The sequence below is a fragment of the Streptomyces poonensis genome (assembly GCF_014650915.1).
Taxonomy (GTDB): Bacteria; Actinomycetota; Actinomycetes; order Streptomycetales; family Streptomycetaceae; genus Streptomyces; species Streptomyces poonensis.
This window is the reverse complement of record NZ_BMVW01000002.1, coordinates 362,348-378,291: the sequence shown is the minus strand read 5'-3', so window position 1 is coordinate 378,291 and position 15,944 is coordinate 362,348. Positions and strand designations below refer to the sequence as shown.

The window sequence follows — 15,944 nt, the reverse complement described above, 5'->3', positions numbered from 1 at the left end:
CGCCGTCCAGCACCAGGAGGAAGATGCCCCCGCACCACCGGCCCCGAGCGGCCCTCGCCCTCTCGCGCGAGGCCGCCGAGGCCGTCCTCGAACCGCCGGCGCTCGCCGCCCTCGCCGAGGTCTGCGACCTGGCGCCCCCGCCCGTCCTCGACGACCTCACCACCGACCGGGCCCGCGGGATCCTCGCCGGCACCGAACTCCTCGTCACCGGCTGGGGCTGCCCGCCCCTCACGGCACAGGTCCTCGCGGACGCCCCGAGGCTGCGCGCGATCGTGCACACCGCGGGCTCCGTACGGCACCACGTCACCGAAGCCTGCTGGGAACGCGGCATCGAGGTGTCCTCGGCCGCCGCGGCCAACGCGCTGCCCGTCGCCGAGTACACCGTGGCGATGATCCTGCTCTCCGGCAAACGCGTCCTGGAGAGCGCCCGCGACTACCGCGCCGCACGCGCGCGCGGGGACTGGCTGAGCACGCCCCGCGACACCGGCAACTACCGCCGCACGGTGGGCATCCTGTCCGCCTCACTGATCGGCCGCCGGGTGATCGAGCTGCTGCGGCCGTACGACCTGCCGGTCCTGCTGCACGACCCGTACGTCAGCGACGCGGAGGCCGCCGAACTGGGCGTCACCCCCGTCTCCCTGGCGGACCTCTTCGCGCGCGCCGACGTCGTCAGCGTCCACACCCCGCTGCTGCCCGCCACCCGCGGGCTCGTCTCCCGCGAACTCCTCGCCGCCATGCGCCCGGACGCCGTCCTGATCAACACCGCGCGCGGGGCGGTCGTCGACCAGGACGCCCTGACGGACGCGGTCACCGAGGGCCGCATCCGCGCGATCCTCGACGTCACCGACCCCGAAGTCCTGCCGCCCGGACACCCGTTGTGGGACTGCGGCAACGCCCTGATCACCCCCCACCTCGCCGGCTCCCAGGGCAACGAATGGCGCCGCCTCGCCGAACTCGCCGTCGACGAGGCGCGCCGCTGGGCCGCGGGCGACGGCTTCGCCCATCCCGTACGACGCGAAAGGCTGGCGTATCTCGCATGACGACCGTTCCCCCGACGCATCCCTGGAACCCGCCCGCCGACGACCGCGCCCTCAGCCCGTACACCGGATACACCCGCGACCACTGGGAGGCCGTGGCCGACGGGCTGCTCGACGCGGCCTGGCGATGGTCCACCCCGGGCCGTGCCCTCCTCGACCTGCCCGGGAAACCGTCCGTATCCGGAGTGCGCTCGGACGGTCTGGAGGGCTACGCCCGTACGTTCCTCGCCGCGGCCTTCCGTGTCGCCGGAGCCGACGGCAAGGACCCGCACGGCTGGCTCGACCGCTACGCGCAGGGCCTCGCCGCGGGCACCCGCACCCCCGGCCGCGACGACACCGAGTCCTGGCCGCTGATCCTGGACCACCATGTGCAGGGCCAGCCCATGGTCGAGTCCGCGTCCGTCGCGCTCGGCCTGCGCCTGACCCGGCCCTGGCTGTGGGACGGGCTGGACGCCGCCGTCCAGGACCGGGCGGAGGAGTGGCTGCGCGGCGCCCTGCGCCATGTGCCCGCGCCCAACAACTGGTACCTGTTCCCCTACACCGTGGCCGCGTTCCTGGAGTCCGTCGGACGTGGCGACGAGGAGACACGGCGGGCGCGGGAGCGGGCCCTTACGCTGCTGGACGGCTGGTACCGGGGCGACGGCTGGTACGCCGACGGCGACGGCCGCGCCTTCGACCACTACAACGGCTGGGCCCTGCACCTGTACCCGGTGCTGGAGGCCCACCTCGCCGGCGACACCGTGCTCGCGGACCGCTACGGCCCCCGGCTGCGCGAACACCTGGAGTGCTTCTCCCTTCTGTTCGGCGGCGACGGGGCACCGATCCACTTCGGCCGCTCCCTGACGTATCGCTTCGCCGCCTCGGCCGCGGTGGGCCTGGGCGCCGTCACCGGGCACACCCCGCTCACGCCCGGCGCCTCCCGCCGCCTGGCGAGCGGAGCGCTGCGGTACTTCCTCGACCGGGGCGCGGTGGGGGAGGACGGGCTGCTGAGCCTCGGCTGGCACGGCCCGCACGAGGCGAGCCTGCAGCGCTACTCGGGCCCCGCCTCCCCGTACTGGGCGTCCAAGGCGTTCGTCTGCCTGCTCGCCCCGGCCGGCCACCCGCTGTGGACGGCGCCCGAGGAACCGGCCCCCGTCGAGGAGGCCGACCGCGTGCCGGCCCTCCCCGCCCCCGGCCTGCTGGTGCAGTCCACGCGCGCGGACGGGATCGTACGGCTGCACAACCACGGCAGCGACCACGTCCGCCCGCACGAGGGCGAGTCGGCCGCGCAGGACGACGCGCACTACGGCCGGCAGGCGTACTCCACGCACACGGGGCCGACCGCGCCCGGGAACGTCCCCGACAACCACCTCGCCGTCGAGATGGACGGGGTGACCAGCGTGCGCCGCCGCATCCACCCGCTGGGCGCCGGTGACGGCTGGGCGGCGTCCTGGCACCGGCCGGTCTTCGTCTCCGGTCCGCCGATGGTGCCGGGGCTGCGGGTGGAGAGCGTGGTCGTGGCCCGGGGCAGATACGAGCTGCGGGTGCACCGCGTGGCCGGCGCGCCGCCCGGGGCGCGCGTGGTCCAGACGGGCTGGGCGACCGGCCCCGGCGACGGGACCCCGCGCAGTCTGCTGCACGGACTGCACGGCTGGACCGGGAGGGACGAGGCGCGGGCGCCGCAGGGCACCGCGTACACCCCGTGGGCCCGCGTCCCGCGCCTGACCGCACCGGCCGAGGGCACCGGTGTGTACGCGTGCCTGGCCGTGCTGACGGGTGAGGAGGGGGACGCGCCACCGCTCGAGCAGGTGGCGGGCGTGGAGTCGGCGGACGCCCGCGGCATCACGGTGCGGTGGGCGGACGGCACGGTGACCCGGGTCGGGTTCGAGCCGTTCTCCGTGTCCGTGTCCGTGTCCGGGCCAGGGGGCGGGAAGTGAGCGTGGCTCAGGCGGTCGGCGGCCACCACTGGAGCATCAGGATGGTCGCGTCGTCCTGGAGCCGGTTGCTCTTGTTGTCGATGATCGAGTGGATGAGGCGCCGCAGGCTCTCCGACGGGAGCTCGCCGCCGGCCATCGCCCGGATGACATAGTCGGCGAACAGCTCCAAACCGAACTCGCCGCCGTCCCGTCTGCGGGCCTCGGTGACCCCGTCGGTGTACATCAGGACCCGGTCACCGGGCTCCAGGACGATCTCATGGGTCTGCCGCGGCCGGGAGGCGAGCCGGGACGGCAGGCCCATCGGCGGATCCGCGTCCCGCACCATGGCGTCGACCATCAGCTGCTCGTCGCGGATCAGCAGGGGAGTGGGGTGGCCGCAGTTGCTCCAGCGCAGCACTCCGGTGGCCAGGTCCAGCTGGGTGAAGACCCCGGTGCAGAACCGGTCCGGGAGCCACTGCGCCAGCGCCTCGTCCACGCACCGCACCAGCTCCGGCAGTTCGGCGCCGCTGCGCCGGGCGTTGCGGCAGGCGGCCAGGGCCACCGCGCTGGTCAGCCCCGACGCCAGGTCGTGCCCCATGGCGTCGAGCACGGTCGCGCACAGGGTCGTCTCGGTGAGGGAGTGGTCGAAGGCGTCCCCGCCGATCTCGTAGGCGGGTTCGAGCACGGCCGTCGACACCACGTGGGCGGTGCCGATCGTGCGGGGCGGCAGGAAGGCACGCAGCATCTCGGCGGGCAGCTGCATGCGTTCGGTGCGCGTGAGGCGTACGAAGGAGTCCTTGTACGCCCGCTTCGATGTGATCATCATGGCCAGCAGCGCGGCGAGGGCCCGGCCGCGGCGCAGTGAGACGGGGGTCAGCGACGGCGCGTGCACCGCGAGGACGCCGAGGCGTTCCGCGTTGTCCACCAGGGGGAGCCAGGCCGTGATGCCGCCCGTCTCCGACTCCTCCACGCGCAGGGACTGGGTGCGGTACGTCCAGCCGGCCAGCGAGTCGTCGACGGGGAGGGGTGAGGCCACGTCGGTGAGCGGGATCAGCTGACGCTGCTGGAGGTCGACGAGGTAGACCACGGAGTGCTGCAGGCCCAGGGCCCTGGAACAGCGCGCCACGGCGGTGGACAGGTCCAGTGCCAGGTTGCCCGGGTCGGCCAGGAACTCCTCAAGGAGCCCGCCGTCGATGTCCGGGATCACCGCCGTCTCCTCTCGTCGGCGTCCGCTCCATGTGTCCGGTTTCTCTCTTCGCGTCCGGCGCCTCGTACAGCAGTCTCACACCGTGGCGCCCGTCCCGCCCGGCGGCCGCTGCGCGACGGCCGGTCCGACGCGCCGCCCGGCGGCCCAATCCGCCATTTACCGCGGGCGGGCCCGTTACCTAGGAGGCGCCACCGAGCATCCCCATCACTGCGGCAGTAAGGAGCACCCCGTGGGACACGGCGGAGACGTCATTCACGAGCTGACCACCGACCACCGCGAGGTCGAGGACATGTTCGCGCAGATCGAGGCCCTGCCGTCCGGAGACAGCCGGCGCAAGGAGCTCGCGGACAAGGTCACCATCGAGCTGGTGCGCCATTCCGTCGCCGAGGAGATGTACCTGTACCCGACGGTGCGGGAGCACCTGCCGAACGGCGACAGCATCGCCGACAAGGAGCTCGAGGACCACGCGAAGGCCGAGCGCACCATGAAGGACCTGGAGCGCTGCCAGGCCGACGACCCGCAGTTCGACCGGCTGATGACCGAGCTGATGAGCGAGATCCGCGACCACGTCGCCGACGAGGAGGGCAACCTCTTCCCGATGATGCGGCAGACCTGCAGCGCGGAGGATCTCCAGCGGCTGGGCGACAAGGTGCGCACGGCGAAGAAGATGGCACCGACCCGCCCGCACCCCTCGGCCCCCGACACCCCGCCCGGCAACAAGCTCCTCGGGCCGGGCGCGGGCATGGTGGACCGCCTGCGCGACGCCTTGACGGGACGGGGCAAGAGCGACTGACCCGTATCCGCACGAGCGTTCCTGTCCGACCGGACGTCGTGCTATCCGTCGTTGTCGCGCCAACGGCCCCCGGTGGGCCGTGTGTCGAAGCGGGTGGCCGTCGAGGCGTTGCCGCTGAGGTCGTTGTCGGAAGCGCGGCCACCCGTCCAGCTGCCGTTCCGGGTGATCCAGATGCCGTGGGCCTGGGTCCTGGACGGCTGGTCGTCCCAGACGCGGTTGCCGTGCAGCTGGGTCCGCGTCACCGCGGCCGCGGCGGTGAGTCCGGCCCGCCGGCCGCCGCCGTCCGGCAGCCGGTACGCGGTGCCCGGCGCGGGCACGCCGTCGCGCCAGGCGGTGTCCGCGCCGGGGTGCACGGGGGCCAGGCCGAGCTCGGTCGCGGTGTTGTACGTGACCATGGCACTCTGCTCGCCCACCGTCACCCGCTTGCCCCGGTGCCCGTCCGGTGGCCAGTGGGCGTGCTCGTCGGTCAGGGACAGGCTGCCGTAGCGCACTCCCGGGCCGCCGCCCGAGGCCGCGGACGCGTGGCGCCGGCCGTTGTTGCGGATGCGGTTGCCCACGATCGCCGAGTCCCGCACCGGGGCGTCGATGCGGACGCCGTCGAGCGCGTTGTCCCGGATGTCGTTGGACTCCAGCACGATGTCCGCGGCCGGTTCCTGGTCGCCGCCCGCCAGGTTGTGCTGCCAGTAGCCGTACCGCCCGTTGCCGCTGATGCGGTTGCCGCGCAGGGCGTACGGGCCGGGGGTGTTGCCGATCCCGACGCCGTCGCGCACATTGCCGTCGATGACGCAGCCGGTGACGATGCCGCCCCGCCCGCCGACGCCCGAGGTGCCCTGCGACGACACGTCGAAGCCGGCCCGATGGTTGCCGATCATCGTCGACGAGGTGACGAGCAGCCCGTCGGCGCCCCAGTCGGAGATGCCGAACCGGTTGTCCTCGGCGTGGCAGGCGGTGATCCGGATGCCGCGGGGCGGCGGCCAGTTCTCTTCCTGCAGTTCCACGAAGATGCCGTTGGTGCCGTTGCCGATCGCGGTGCAGGCCGTCACCGTCAGCCGCTCGACCGCTCCCCAGCCGCCGATGCCGATCCCGATCCCCGCGCCGCCCATCTTCTCCCCGGGGTCCTGCCGCCCGCACCCCGCCGCCAGCACCGCCTCGACGACCGTGTCCTGGAGGAAGTCGCAGCCGAATCCGGTCGCGGCGGTGTCGTGCACGTACAGGTCGCTGAAGCGGCCCCGCACCACGTACTGCAGACCGAGTCCCTTGGCCAGCGGGTCGTACTCCTCCGTCCGCACGCCCGAACCGTCGATCTCGAAGTGCGCGAAGGCGATGTCCGCCAGATGGTTGTCCGGTCCGGCCCCGTGCTGCGCGGCGGTGAACCAGGCCAGCGGCACCGGCTGCGAGGGGTTGCCGGGGTTGCGCAGGACGAAGCAGGTGGTGCCGCGCCCGGCGCCGATCAGGGACACGCCGCTGCGCCAGACGGTGGCCCGGTCCTGGACGACGTAACGGCCGGCGGGGACGTGGATGGTCCGCGGGAGGCCGTCCGCGGCGTACGCCGCACCGAGCGTGTCGACCAGCCGCGCGAGCGCGGGCTGGTCGTTCGTGCTGCCGTCACCGGTCAGGCCGTGCTCGCGGGCGTCGGCGGTCAGCGGCACGGACATACGGCGCTCCTCTCGCTCGTGCCCTCGCGCACCGGCCGGGGCCCCGGCCCGCCCGGCCCGGAGAAGCCGGGAGTGGACGGAGAGAGGGCGCGGCGGCTGCCGCCGGTACGACGACTGCGGGAGCCGGGTACCAGTCATCCGCCCCGACTAATCCTGCGAAGGCCCCGGCTCCCCGGCACCGGCGGATGCCCCCGCGACGTCCGCCGGCAGCGGGACCACCGGGTCACAGGGTCAGCACGGCCGTACGGCCGTCCCGTACGCGACGGCATCTCGGCCCGGCGTCCACTTCGGCCCCTTGGAACGCCGCCTCCGACCGGGCACCCTCGACACCCGCCACCCCGCTCGCGGCGGTCAGCCCCCCCCGCGAAGCGGTACCGCGGGCCGTCCGGAGTGCGCGTGGCGGCCCGGCGGGAGACCGTACAAGGACAGGGGAACCAGCCGTGCCCGCTTCCGGATGGGTGGGTGGCCGCGTTGTGGGCACTTGGCAGGTCCGAGGTGATTCCCCCGAGAGACGGGAGCGTCATGGCTCAGCAGGAAGCGTCGTCCTCCCTCCCGGAGCCGCTGAGGTCGGCGACCTCGGTGCTGCGCAAGGTCCCCGGAGCGGGACTGGTGGGCAGGGCGGCCGATGGCGCGCTGGACAGGATCGGGGTGGTGTCGCCGCGCGGCCGGCGGCTCGCGGTGTACGCGGGCGCGGGCGTGCTCGGTGTCGCCGGCCTCGTGGAGTGGCCCGTGGCGCTGACCGGCGCCGCGGTGGCCTGGCTGACCCAGTCCCGGTCCGGCGGCCGGCGGGAGCAGGACGGGGGAGACAACACCGGGAAAGCCGTCGGCGACGCGGCTCCCCTCGGTGAGCTGGAGGCGCCGGACGAGAAGGCGTCGGACGGGAAAGCGTCGGGCGAGGCGAAGAAGACCGCCGCGCGCAAGAAGCCGGGCAAGGCGAAGACGTCCGCCGCGGAGAAGGCGCCCGTCGCGGCGAAGACGTCCGCCGCGACGAGGACGAAGGCGGGCGGCGGGACAACGGGGAAGAAAACGGCCGGCGGGACAGCGAAGAAGAACGCCACCGGCGGGACAGCGAGGAAGAAGACGTCCGGCGGCCGCGCCACGTCGGCGGGTAAGGCGGCGTCCGCCGGCCGGAAGGCGTCGGGCGGGACGAAGGCCGCGGCGGCGTCCACGAGCCGGGCCCGTTCGACCGCGCGGCTCGGCGCGGACAACTAGACAACCAGAGGGCGACCAGAGGGAACGAGATGGTGCTCGGTTTGCTGACACGTCCGGTGGTCGCTGTCGCCGGTCTGGTGCCGGCCGGACCCCGGCTGGTCGCGCGTACGGCCGCGCCCGTCACGGGCGCGGCCGCCGGCGCGGTGGCCCACACGCTGCGGGCCGGCGCGCGCGGTGCGGAACGGATGGCGCGACTGGGCCGCGCGGCCCGCAGCGCGCTGGCGCCGGGAGGACCGCGCCCCTGGCGCTCCGGCCGGCGGGCACACCTCGAACTCACGCCCGCCGACCCGGAACAGCTACGGCGGCACGGCGGCCTGGAGCACGCGGCGCGGCGGGTGGCCGCCGCGCTGGAGGAGCACCCGGACGTCGCCTTCGCCTACTGGGACGGCGGGCTCGCCCGGCTCGTGGTGACCGCGGCCGAGGACTCGGCCGCCGACCGGGTGGTGCAACGGGCGACGGACCTCGCCGCACGGCACGGCCTGGAACAGACCTACGAGGCGGTCGAGGAGTTTCCGCACCCCGGCGACCCGGCCGGGATCCGGGCCGCCGCGCAGGCCCTGGCGGCCGACGCGGGGGGCATCGCGCTGGCCCTGACCGGGAACGCGCTGCGGTGGCCGGCCTCGCCCCGGGCGGTCACCGCGGTGGCCACCCTGCTGCGCGAGAACCCGCACGTCCGCGGGTGGCTGCGTGCCCGGCTCGGCCGTTCCCGTATGGACCTGCTGCTGGCCACGGTGAACGCCGCCGTGCACGGCGCGGGCCAGACGCCGACCTCGCTCGTCCTGGACGGCGCCCTGCGCTCCTGCCAGCTGGCCGAGACGGTGATCCGCACGGCCGCGTTCGACGCCGTGTACGACGAGGTGTGCCGGCCCGGCCGGATCGGCGTGCCCGCCGACCGGGTGCCGCGCCCGCCGCTCCGTCCGTCCCCGGCGCAGAATTACGCGGCCCACGCCTCCACCGGCAGCCTGGCCGGCGCGGCGGTGACCCTGCTGGTCAAGCACGACGGCGCGGAGGCGGCGGAAGCGGTCCTCGCGGGGTCCCCCAAGGCCGCGCGGTACGGGCCGGCCGCCTTCAACGCCGTCCTGGGCGCCGCGCTGGCGTGGACGGGGGTGCTGGTCCGCGACACGGAGCGGCTGCGCCAGCTGGAGATGGCCGGCACGGTCGTCCTGCACCCGAGCGCGCTGCGCCTGCCGGGCGACGGCGCCGACGCCTGGACCGAGACGGTGCTGGACGCGGCCCGCAACGCCGGACTGCGGGTCGTCGTCGTGGACGATCCCGCGCTGCGCGACTTCACGATCCTCGCCGACCAGGTCGCACCCGCCGACCGGCCGTTCGAGGAGGTGGTCCGCACCCTGCGCGACGAGGGCAAGGCGGTCGTCACGGTCGCCCGGCCGGCGTCGCCCGACGACGACGTACTGACCGGGCTGCTCGGCGGCGACGTGGCGCTCGCGCTCGCCGACCACGACGGGGCCGTCGTGTGGGGCGCGGACGTGGTGGCCCTGCACGGACTGGCCGACGTGTGGCGGCTGCTGACCGCCGTCCCGGCCGCCCGCGCCATAGGCCGCCGGTCGCAGATACTGGCCCGGTCCGGTGCCGCGCTGTCCGGGCTGCTGGTGGCGATCGGTGAGCGGCGCCCCACCCCCTCGCCGCTGCTGCCCGGTCTGCGGCACGCGCCGGTCGACGCCGCCGCGGCGGCGTCCCTGCTGTCCGGGGTGTGGGCCGGGCGCGGCGTGGCGGCGCGGCCCTCCCCGCACCCCCGGCCGCGGGTCGCCTGGCACGCGATGTCGCCGGACGACGTGCTGTCCCGGCTGGAGGCCGACGAGCCGGAGGACACCAGGGGGGCCGCCGAGCGGGCGGCCGACCGGGTGCGCCGTACCGCCGGCCGCCTGAGCCGTACGCCGGCCCTGTCCCCGCTGCGCTGGTCGGTGCAGCTCGCCCGGGCCGTGCGCGACGAACTCGACGATCCCCTCACGCCCGTCCTCGCGGTCGGATCGGCCGCGGAGGCGATCCTCGGATCCGCCGTGGACGCCCTGCTGGTCGTCGGCGCGCTCGACCTCAACGCCCTGGTCGGCGGGTTCCAGCGGCTGCGGGCCGAACGGGCGCTGTCCGGTCTGCTGGCGGAACAGAAGCGGAAGGCCCGTGTCACGGGCCACGGCCGGACGCCCGGCTCGCGCATCACGGACGCCGGCAAGCTCAGGCCGGGCGACGTGATCGAGCTCAAGGGGGACGACGTGGTCCCCGCCGACGCCCGCCTGCTGGAGGAGGACGGCCTGGAGGTCGACGAGTCGGCGCTGACCGGGGAATCCCTGCCGGTGGACAAGCGGACGGACCCGACCCCGGGCGCCCCGGTGCCCGACCGCCGCTCCATGGTCTTCGAGGGCACGACCGTGGTCGCCGGAACCGCCCGGGCCGTGGTCGTGGACACCGGCGACCGCACCGAGGCGGCCCGCGCCGTCGCCCTCGCCGCCCGTACCCCGCCGTCCGCCGGCGTCCAGGCCCGGCTCCAGGAACTCACCCGCAAGGCGCTGCCCCTGACCCTGGCGGGCGGAGCCGCGGTCACGGGCCTGGCGCTCCTGCGCGGCACCAAGATCCGCCAGGCGGTGAGCGGCGGCGTAGCGGTCGCCGTGGCCGCCGTGCCCGAGGGCCTGCCGCTGGTGGCGACGGTGGCCCAGCTCGCCGCCGCCCGGCGCCTGGGCCGCCGCGGCCTGCTGGTGCGCACCCCGCGCACGCTGGAGGCGCTGGGCCGGATGGACACCATCTGCTTCGACAAGACCGGCACCCTCACCGAGAACAAGCTGCGCCTGGTCCGGGTGACCGGACCCGACGGCATGCCGTCGAAGCCCGGCGAGCCGTCCGTGGAACCCACGCTCCGTACCGCCGCCCGCGCCTGCCCCCGGCTCAACGGCGACCACGGCGACCGGCCGGTGCACGCCACCGACGAGGCGGTTCTCGACGCGGCCGGCCCCGGTGAGGACTGGACGCAGATCGAGGGCCGCCCGTTCGAGGCCGCCCGCGGTTACGCCGCCGCCGTCGGGCGGGCCGGGGACGGCCGGCCCGTGCTGGTGGTCAAGGGCGCCCCGGAGATCGTTCTGCCGGGATGCGGCGGCCATGAATCCGTCGCCTCCGACGCGGCGCACGCGCTGGCCGTCGACGGACTGCGGGTCCTGGCGGTCGCCGAGCGCCCCCTCGGCGAGGACGAGAAGCCCTCCGAGGTACTGGAGGACCCCCTGAAGGACCTGCGGTGCAGCGGGCTTCTCGGCCTCGCGGACGTGGCGCGTGAGACGTCCACGCACCTGGTCACCGGGCTTCAGAAGGCGGGCGTACGGCCCGTCATGCTGACCGGCGACCATCCGCAGACCGCCCGCGCCATCGCCGGCGAACTGGGCTGGCCCAAGGACACCACCGTGGTCACCGGAGACGAGCTCGCCGCGGCGGACCGGCAGCGGCGGGCCCGCATGCTGCGCGACGCCGGGGTCGTGGCCCGGGTCGCGCCGGAGCAGAAACTCCAGGTAGTCGAGGCGCTGCGGGACGCGGGCCGGGTGGTGGGCATGGTCGGCGACGGCGCCAACGACGCCGCCGCCATCCGCGCCGCCGACATCGGCGTCGGCATCAGCGCCCGCGGCTCGGCGGCCGCCCGCAACGCCGCGGACCTCGTTGTCACCGGCGACGACCTGTCCGTCCTGATCGAGGCGGTCGCCGAGGGCCGTGCCCTGTGGCGCAGCGTCGCCGACGCCATCGCGATCCTCATCGGCGGCAACGCCGGCGAGGTCTGCTTCGGCATCGTCGGCACGCTCCTGTCGGGCGCCGCCCCGCTGTCCACCCGTCAGATGCTGCTGGTGAACCTGTTCACGGACCTGTTCCCGGCGATCGCGGTGGCGGTGACCCAGCAGGAGGCACCGGCCCCGCCGGAGAACGGGGACGGCCCGTCCGGCGGGGAACCGGCCTCCGACCCGGGCAGCGCGCCGCTCGGCAACGAGCTGCTCGGCGCGCCCCTCATCGGCCAGATCCGCCACCGCGCCCTGACCACCACCCTGGGCGCCACGGTGGCCTGGCTGATCGGGCGCTTCACCCCGGGCACGACGCGCCGCTCCACGACGATGGCCCTGTGCGCGGTCGTCGGCACCCAACTGGCCCAGACGCTGGCCGACCGGCGGCACAGCCGGCTGGTCCAGGTGACGTCGCTCGGCTCCGCCGCGGCACTCGTCGCCCTGGTCGAGACCCCCGGCCTCAGCCAGCTCTTCGGCTGCACACCGCTCGGCCCGCTCGCCTGGGCCGGCGTCGCCGCGGCGATCGTGTTCGCCGTGCTCGGCCACCGGTTCCTGCCCCAGGTGGAACAGGCCGTGGAGAAACACCTGCCGGCGGCCGTGCGGTGACGGCCGCGACCGGGGCCGTACGACGGGCGGGCAGTACGTCGGCATCCGCATCAACGGGGGCGATGGTCCCGTCCTCCCTGCGATCAGGCCGGCCCCAGGGCGGACAGGGCCTTGAGCCGTCGGGTGAGATGACGGACGTCGTCGTCGCTCATGGACCACAGTTGACCGATGTCGTGGTGGACCGAAGCGATGTTCCGGGCCTCGTCGGACGTGCTGGTGAGGAACCACTCAGCGGGCCGCAACAGACGCCGGGACAGCGCCGCACGCCGCTCCGGACTCACCGTTGCCGCCGATCCGATCAGCGCCAGGGCCGCTATGAGACCGACCATGAGTTCCGTGGTGTTCGAAGCGGCAGCGGCCAGGGCCGACGAAGCGGACATCGAAACAGGGCCGACTATGTCGCCGACATGCGATGCCGACTCGGACTCGATGGCCGTGCGTAATCGAGTCACCGTCCGTGTGTCTCGCTCCCGCAGGGCCCTGTCGTAGGCCGAGCGACGACGGCGCAGAGACTTCGCGCGGGAACGCAGCTCGGCTATCTGAGTGATCACATCTCGGGTGTCCGCAGCACGGTGCAATGCGATGGTCGCGTAGGCCGGCAGTGCCACATCCGGCCGTTTCGTCACCCTGTAGAGAGACGCTTCGATCTCCTGCTGGAGCAGCAACTGCTGATGCGCGAAGGCGGCATGCCGGTACAGCTGAGACCTGAAGGGAATACGAGTGATGCTCCCGGTGTAGGGCAGTTGCAGTAAATGAGCGAGGCGCAGGTTGAAGTAACTCCTGTGATTACATTCGCTGATGAAGTCCGAGTTGCTCTCGGACAGCCGCCGTGAGATGGCCTCAACCAGTCCGACCTGATAGCTGGCGGTCTGGGACTGCGCATTGGTCAGGGAGCGGAGCAGGCCGGCCCCGTTGCTGTCCCAGTGCTGTTCCTCCCACCTGTTCAGCACCATCCGCGTCGGCACCCGGTGGCCGAGCAGAAGGCTCCACCCCTTGGCGATCGCCGCCAAGTCCTCCCGTCGACGATCGCCTCGGTCCGCCCACGCGACCAGGTGCAGTTCGTCCATTGCCGATTCGAAGACGTTCGCCACGACGGCGCTGACACCCTCCAACCGGTCGTCCGGCGTCACCTGCAGGGGGACGGGCAGGGGAAGAATGACGTCTTCCTCCAGGGCGGCGTTCAGTTCCCGGGCGACATGGAGCGCTCCGGGCATAGTGATCACATGCTCGTAGAGCACCACTGCTCGAGCGAACGCGGCCAGGTCGAGCAGTGTGGGGGCGCTGACATAGTGGTGGGATTCCGTCCCGAGGGTCAGAGCGTGTGCCGTGACCAGGAGCGTGGTGTCGCAGAAGGTCGCGTTCGGTGCGGTCCAACGATCGATATGCCGCAGCCAGTCCGTCAAGGCGGCCAGCCGGTGCCTGACGGACACGTTGTCAGGTCCCCCGATCCGCACATTGGCCGCCCCCGACTCGATCAGCAGCTCCACCCTCGGCTCCCCGACGCCGTCACTGCGCCCTTCCATCTGTTGCCTGGCCAGGGCCAGGGCATAGGCCAGCCCCCGGGGGTGCCTGGGGGAAAGACTGTCGGACATCTCCGTCTCCTCTGCCCTGCGTCGGACGCCTGCCGTCGTGCTCGTCCTCCGGTGGACGGCCCGTCCCGGCGCGCAGCCCTGTCTGTGCCATGCCGCCGTGCCTGCTCATGGCTCAGGGGCGGCCGGTTCGGCGGCCCGCGCCGTCAGATGCCCGCCCCGCACATCGGACACCTCACGACCAGGAAGGGGGGCGCGACGCCTCCTCTTCCGAGGGCTCGAGCTCTGCGACGAGCCGTCCCACCTCCTCGCCGATGTCGCCCAGGTCCTTGCTGACGCCGTCCAACAGCGCGAACTGCTTCGCCACCCTTTCAGCCCCCTCCGTCCTGGCTTCCAACGCGACCTTCACCTGGCTGTCGATGGACTCGATCTCGGTGCGGAGGACCGATACGCACGCGCTCGTGGCGGCACGCAGTCCCTTGACCGCCTCCGCGGCTGTCCTGGCCGCGCTGTCGTTGCGCTCGTCAGCGATCTTCTGCTGAATCTCCTTGCCGATCTGGGTGCGGATACTTTTGTCCAGGCGGGAGAGTGCGCGCGCGTTGAGGGCTGTCGAGATACCCACGGCAATCAGCGCGAGACCCCCGGTGCTGACGCCGAAGAGTGTGGCCAAGGCCAGGCCGCTCATGATGGGCGCGGCCTGTCGGAGCATCCCCTTCATGCCGTACCTGAATCCCGCATAGCCCAGGGCGACGCCTCCGCCGACCGTACCGAGCAGTCCGGCGGCGACGCGTTCGCCGACGCGCGGTGCGGGCACCGGATCGGTACCGGCGTCGTCATCGTCGAAAAGGGCGGAACGCAACTCCGTCAGGTCGACCTCGAACTGCGCGACCTCATGGTCGATCAGCTCGGACAGCAGTGTGCTCTGCTGTTCCAGCAGCGGCACCAGGGTGTCCTGACGCCACTCCTCCACCTCGGCTTCGGCGCGGGCGGCGATCGCGGCACCCAGTTCCTCCAGCATCGCCTCCATCTTGGTCCTGATGCGCAGGCTCGCCCCGACCTTCGCCTCGATCTCGGCCTCGACAGCCCAGTCCACGCATTGGTCGCCGATGCGGCGCAGCATTTCACGAGCCCGTGCCTCGATGTCCGTACGCACCTGGTCGATCTGGGCATTGGCGAGTCCGAGCAGGCGCTCGCGCCGTGCTTCCAGGGCTTGGAGCCTCGGCACCAGTTCGGCGTGGTGACGTTCCAGCTTCGCCTGGCCCATGAGCATGAGCTTCATGCTGCCGGTGGCGGTGGTCCGGCCGAGCTCCACCAGGCCGGCCAGTTCCAGCGACGCCGCCCACGCCGCGCGGCGGCCCCGCTCGTGCGCCAGGAACACCGACAGGGACTGTTCGAACTCCAGAATCCCCGAGGTGGCCAACGCGGTGTCGTCGTGTGCGCTCCGGGCGTCGACCGCATGCTTCGCACGGACGAAGAAAAGGGCCTCACGGGGCTGGAGCAGCGGCTCCATGCGTCGCCTGATGTCCGGGATCGCAATGCTCAGCTCGTCCTCGTCCATGATGTCGCTCTTGGTGAACACGAAGAACACGTACAGGGCGTGCTGACGGCTGGTCTCGCGGATGCGGTGTTCCAGATGCTCACGTTCGTTCTGTCCGAGGGCCGCGGTGCTGTCCATCACCATGACCACGGCATCCGCGTTCTCCAGGTACGTCAGCGTGATGTCGTCGTGCACCTCGATGTTGTTCAGCCCGGGGCTGTCGACCAGGACCACGCCGTTGCGGCACAGCTCCACGGGGTAGCCCACCACGGCGCGCTTGTACGGACTCGCCGTGTCGGGGGCATCGGGACGGACGGTCAAGTGGGTCCTGAGATCGGTGACGTCGACCCGGAACGGCTCCGCGGCGCGGCCGTCGGCCGGCAGGGGGTGCAGCTCCGCGTAGGGCTGTTCGGAGTAGTGCACCTCCGTGATGACCGCGGTGGTGGGGACAGGAAGCGTCGGCAGGACGCGGGCTCCGAGGAGGGCGTTGACCAACGTGCTCTTGCCGCGATTGAAGTCGCCGACGACCATCACGATGAACCGCTGGTCGCGCACGCGTCGTTCCAGGGCGGAAATGGCGTCCAGAACGGCGACGGCATCGTCCTCCAGACTGCCGACAGCGGCGGACAGCCGGCCGAGCAGCTCGATGAGCCTGTCCCGTTCCCGAGCGAGGTCGCCCAGGTCCTGGGGTCCCCTGTCGCTGAACATG

9 protein-coding genes are annotated in these 15,944 nt (G+C 73.3%); 5 read left to right on the top strand and 4 right to left on the bottom strand.

The features are described 5' to 3' along the window. Nucleotides 1–23: 23 nt before the first annotated feature. Complete coding sequence (locus IE242_RS08570; RefSeq protein ID WP_189856995.1) at nucleotides 24–1,040, top strand: hydroxyacid dehydrogenase; 1,017 nt, start codon at nucleotides 24–26, stop codon at nucleotides 1,038–1,040. After that, nucleotides 1,037–2,953, top strand: coding sequence for a DUF2264 domain-containing protein (locus tag IE242_RS08565; RefSeq protein ID WP_189856993.1), 1,917 nt, complete (start codon nucleotides 1,037–1,039; stop codon nucleotides 2,951–2,953). The genes IE242_RS08570 and IE242_RS08565 overlap by 4 nt, the downstream gene beginning before the upstream one ends. 7 nt (nucleotides 2,954–2,960) lie before the next feature. On the opposite strand, the gene IE242_RS08560 is transcribed toward IE242_RS08565, so the two are convergent. Further along, entirely contained in the window at nucleotides 2,961–4,136 is a 1,176-nt protein-coding gene (locus IE242_RS08560; protein ID WP_373299496.1) for a PP2C family protein-serine/threonine phosphatase, read from the bottom strand. Nucleotides 4,137–4,368: 232 nt separating this feature from the next. On the opposite strand from IE242_RS08560, the gene IE242_RS08555 reads away from it, so the two are divergent. Beyond that, complete coding sequence (locus tag IE242_RS08555) at nucleotides 4,369–4,932, top strand: hemerythrin domain-containing protein (protein ID WP_189856989.1); 564 nt, start codon at nucleotides 4,369–4,371, stop codon at nucleotides 4,930–4,932. Between the two features lie 41 nt (nucleotides 4,933–4,973). Here IE242_RS08555 and IE242_RS08550 read toward each other — a convergent pair whose 3' ends face one another. Next, the gene (locus tag IE242_RS08550; RefSeq protein ID WP_189856987.1) at nucleotides 4,974–6,587 is read right to left on the bottom strand and encodes a right-handed parallel beta-helix repeat-containing protein; all 1,614 of its coding nucleotides are present in this window, start codon (nucleotides 6,585–6,587) and stop codon (nucleotides 4,974–4,976) included. Nucleotides 6,588–7,109: 522 nt separating this feature from the next. On the opposite strand from IE242_RS08550, the gene IE242_RS37465 reads away from it, so the two are divergent. Together IE242_RS37465 and IE242_RS08540 are read left to right on the top strand one after the other, a co-directional pair. Further along, entirely contained in the window at nucleotides 7,110–7,799 is a 690-nt protein-coding gene (locus IE242_RS37465) for a hypothetical protein (RefSeq protein ID WP_229858503.1), read from the top strand. 29 nt (nucleotides 7,800–7,828) lie between these two features. After that, the gene (locus tag IE242_RS08540) at nucleotides 7,829–12,169 is read left to right on the top strand and encodes a cation-translocating P-type ATPase (RefSeq protein WP_189856984.1); all 4,341 of its coding nucleotides are present in this window, start codon (nucleotides 7,829–7,831) and stop codon (nucleotides 12,167–12,169) included. 83 nt (nucleotides 12,170–12,252) lie between these two features. Here the strand turns inward: IE242_RS08540 and IE242_RS08535 are convergent, their stop codons facing one another. Together IE242_RS08535 and IE242_RS08530 are read right to left on the bottom strand one after the other, a co-directional pair. Next, nucleotides 12,253–13,761, bottom strand: coding sequence for a hypothetical protein (locus IE242_RS08535; RefSeq protein ID WP_189856981.1), 1,509 nt, complete (start codon nucleotides 13,759–13,761; stop codon nucleotides 12,253–12,255). Between the two features lie 172 nt (nucleotides 13,762–13,933). Then, nucleotides 13,934–15,943 carry a dynamin family protein gene (locus tag IE242_RS08530; RefSeq protein WP_189856980.1) on the bottom strand — a complete coding sequence of 670 codons (2,010 nt, stop codon included), beginning with the start codon at nucleotides 15,941–15,943 and terminating at the stop codon, nucleotides 13,934–13,936. Nucleotide 15,944: the final 1 nt, after the last annotated feature.

Bases quoted from the DNA above. Each gene is read 5' to 3' on its own strand.
- IE242_RS08570 (WP_189856995.1), top strand. From the start codon at position 24: ATGCCCCCGCACCACCGGCCCCGAGCGGCCCTCGCCCTCTCGCGCGAG.
- IE242_RS08565 (WP_189856993.1), top strand. From the start codon at position 1,037: ATGACGACCGTTCCCCCGACGCATCCCTGGAACCCGCCCGCCGACGAC.
- IE242_RS08550 (WP_189856987.1), bottom strand. From the start codon at position 6,587: ATGTCCGTGCCGCTGACCGCCGACGCCCGCGAGCACGGCCTGACCGGT.
- IE242_RS37465 (WP_229858503.1), top strand. From the start codon at position 7,110: ATGGCTCAGCAGGAAGCGTCGTCCTCCCTCCCGGAGCCGCTGAGGTCG.
- IE242_RS08540 (WP_189856984.1), top strand. From the start codon at position 7,829: ATGGTGCTCGGTTTGCTGACACGTCCGGTGGTCGCTGTCGCCGGTCTG.
- IE242_RS08535 (WP_189856981.1), bottom strand. From the start codon at position 13,761: ATGTCCGACAGTCTTTCCCCCAGGCACCCCCGGGGGCTGGCCTATGCC.
- IE242_RS08530 (WP_189856980.1), bottom strand. From the start codon at position 15,943: ATGTTCAGCGACAGGGGACCCCAGGACCTGGGCGACCTCGCTCGGGAA.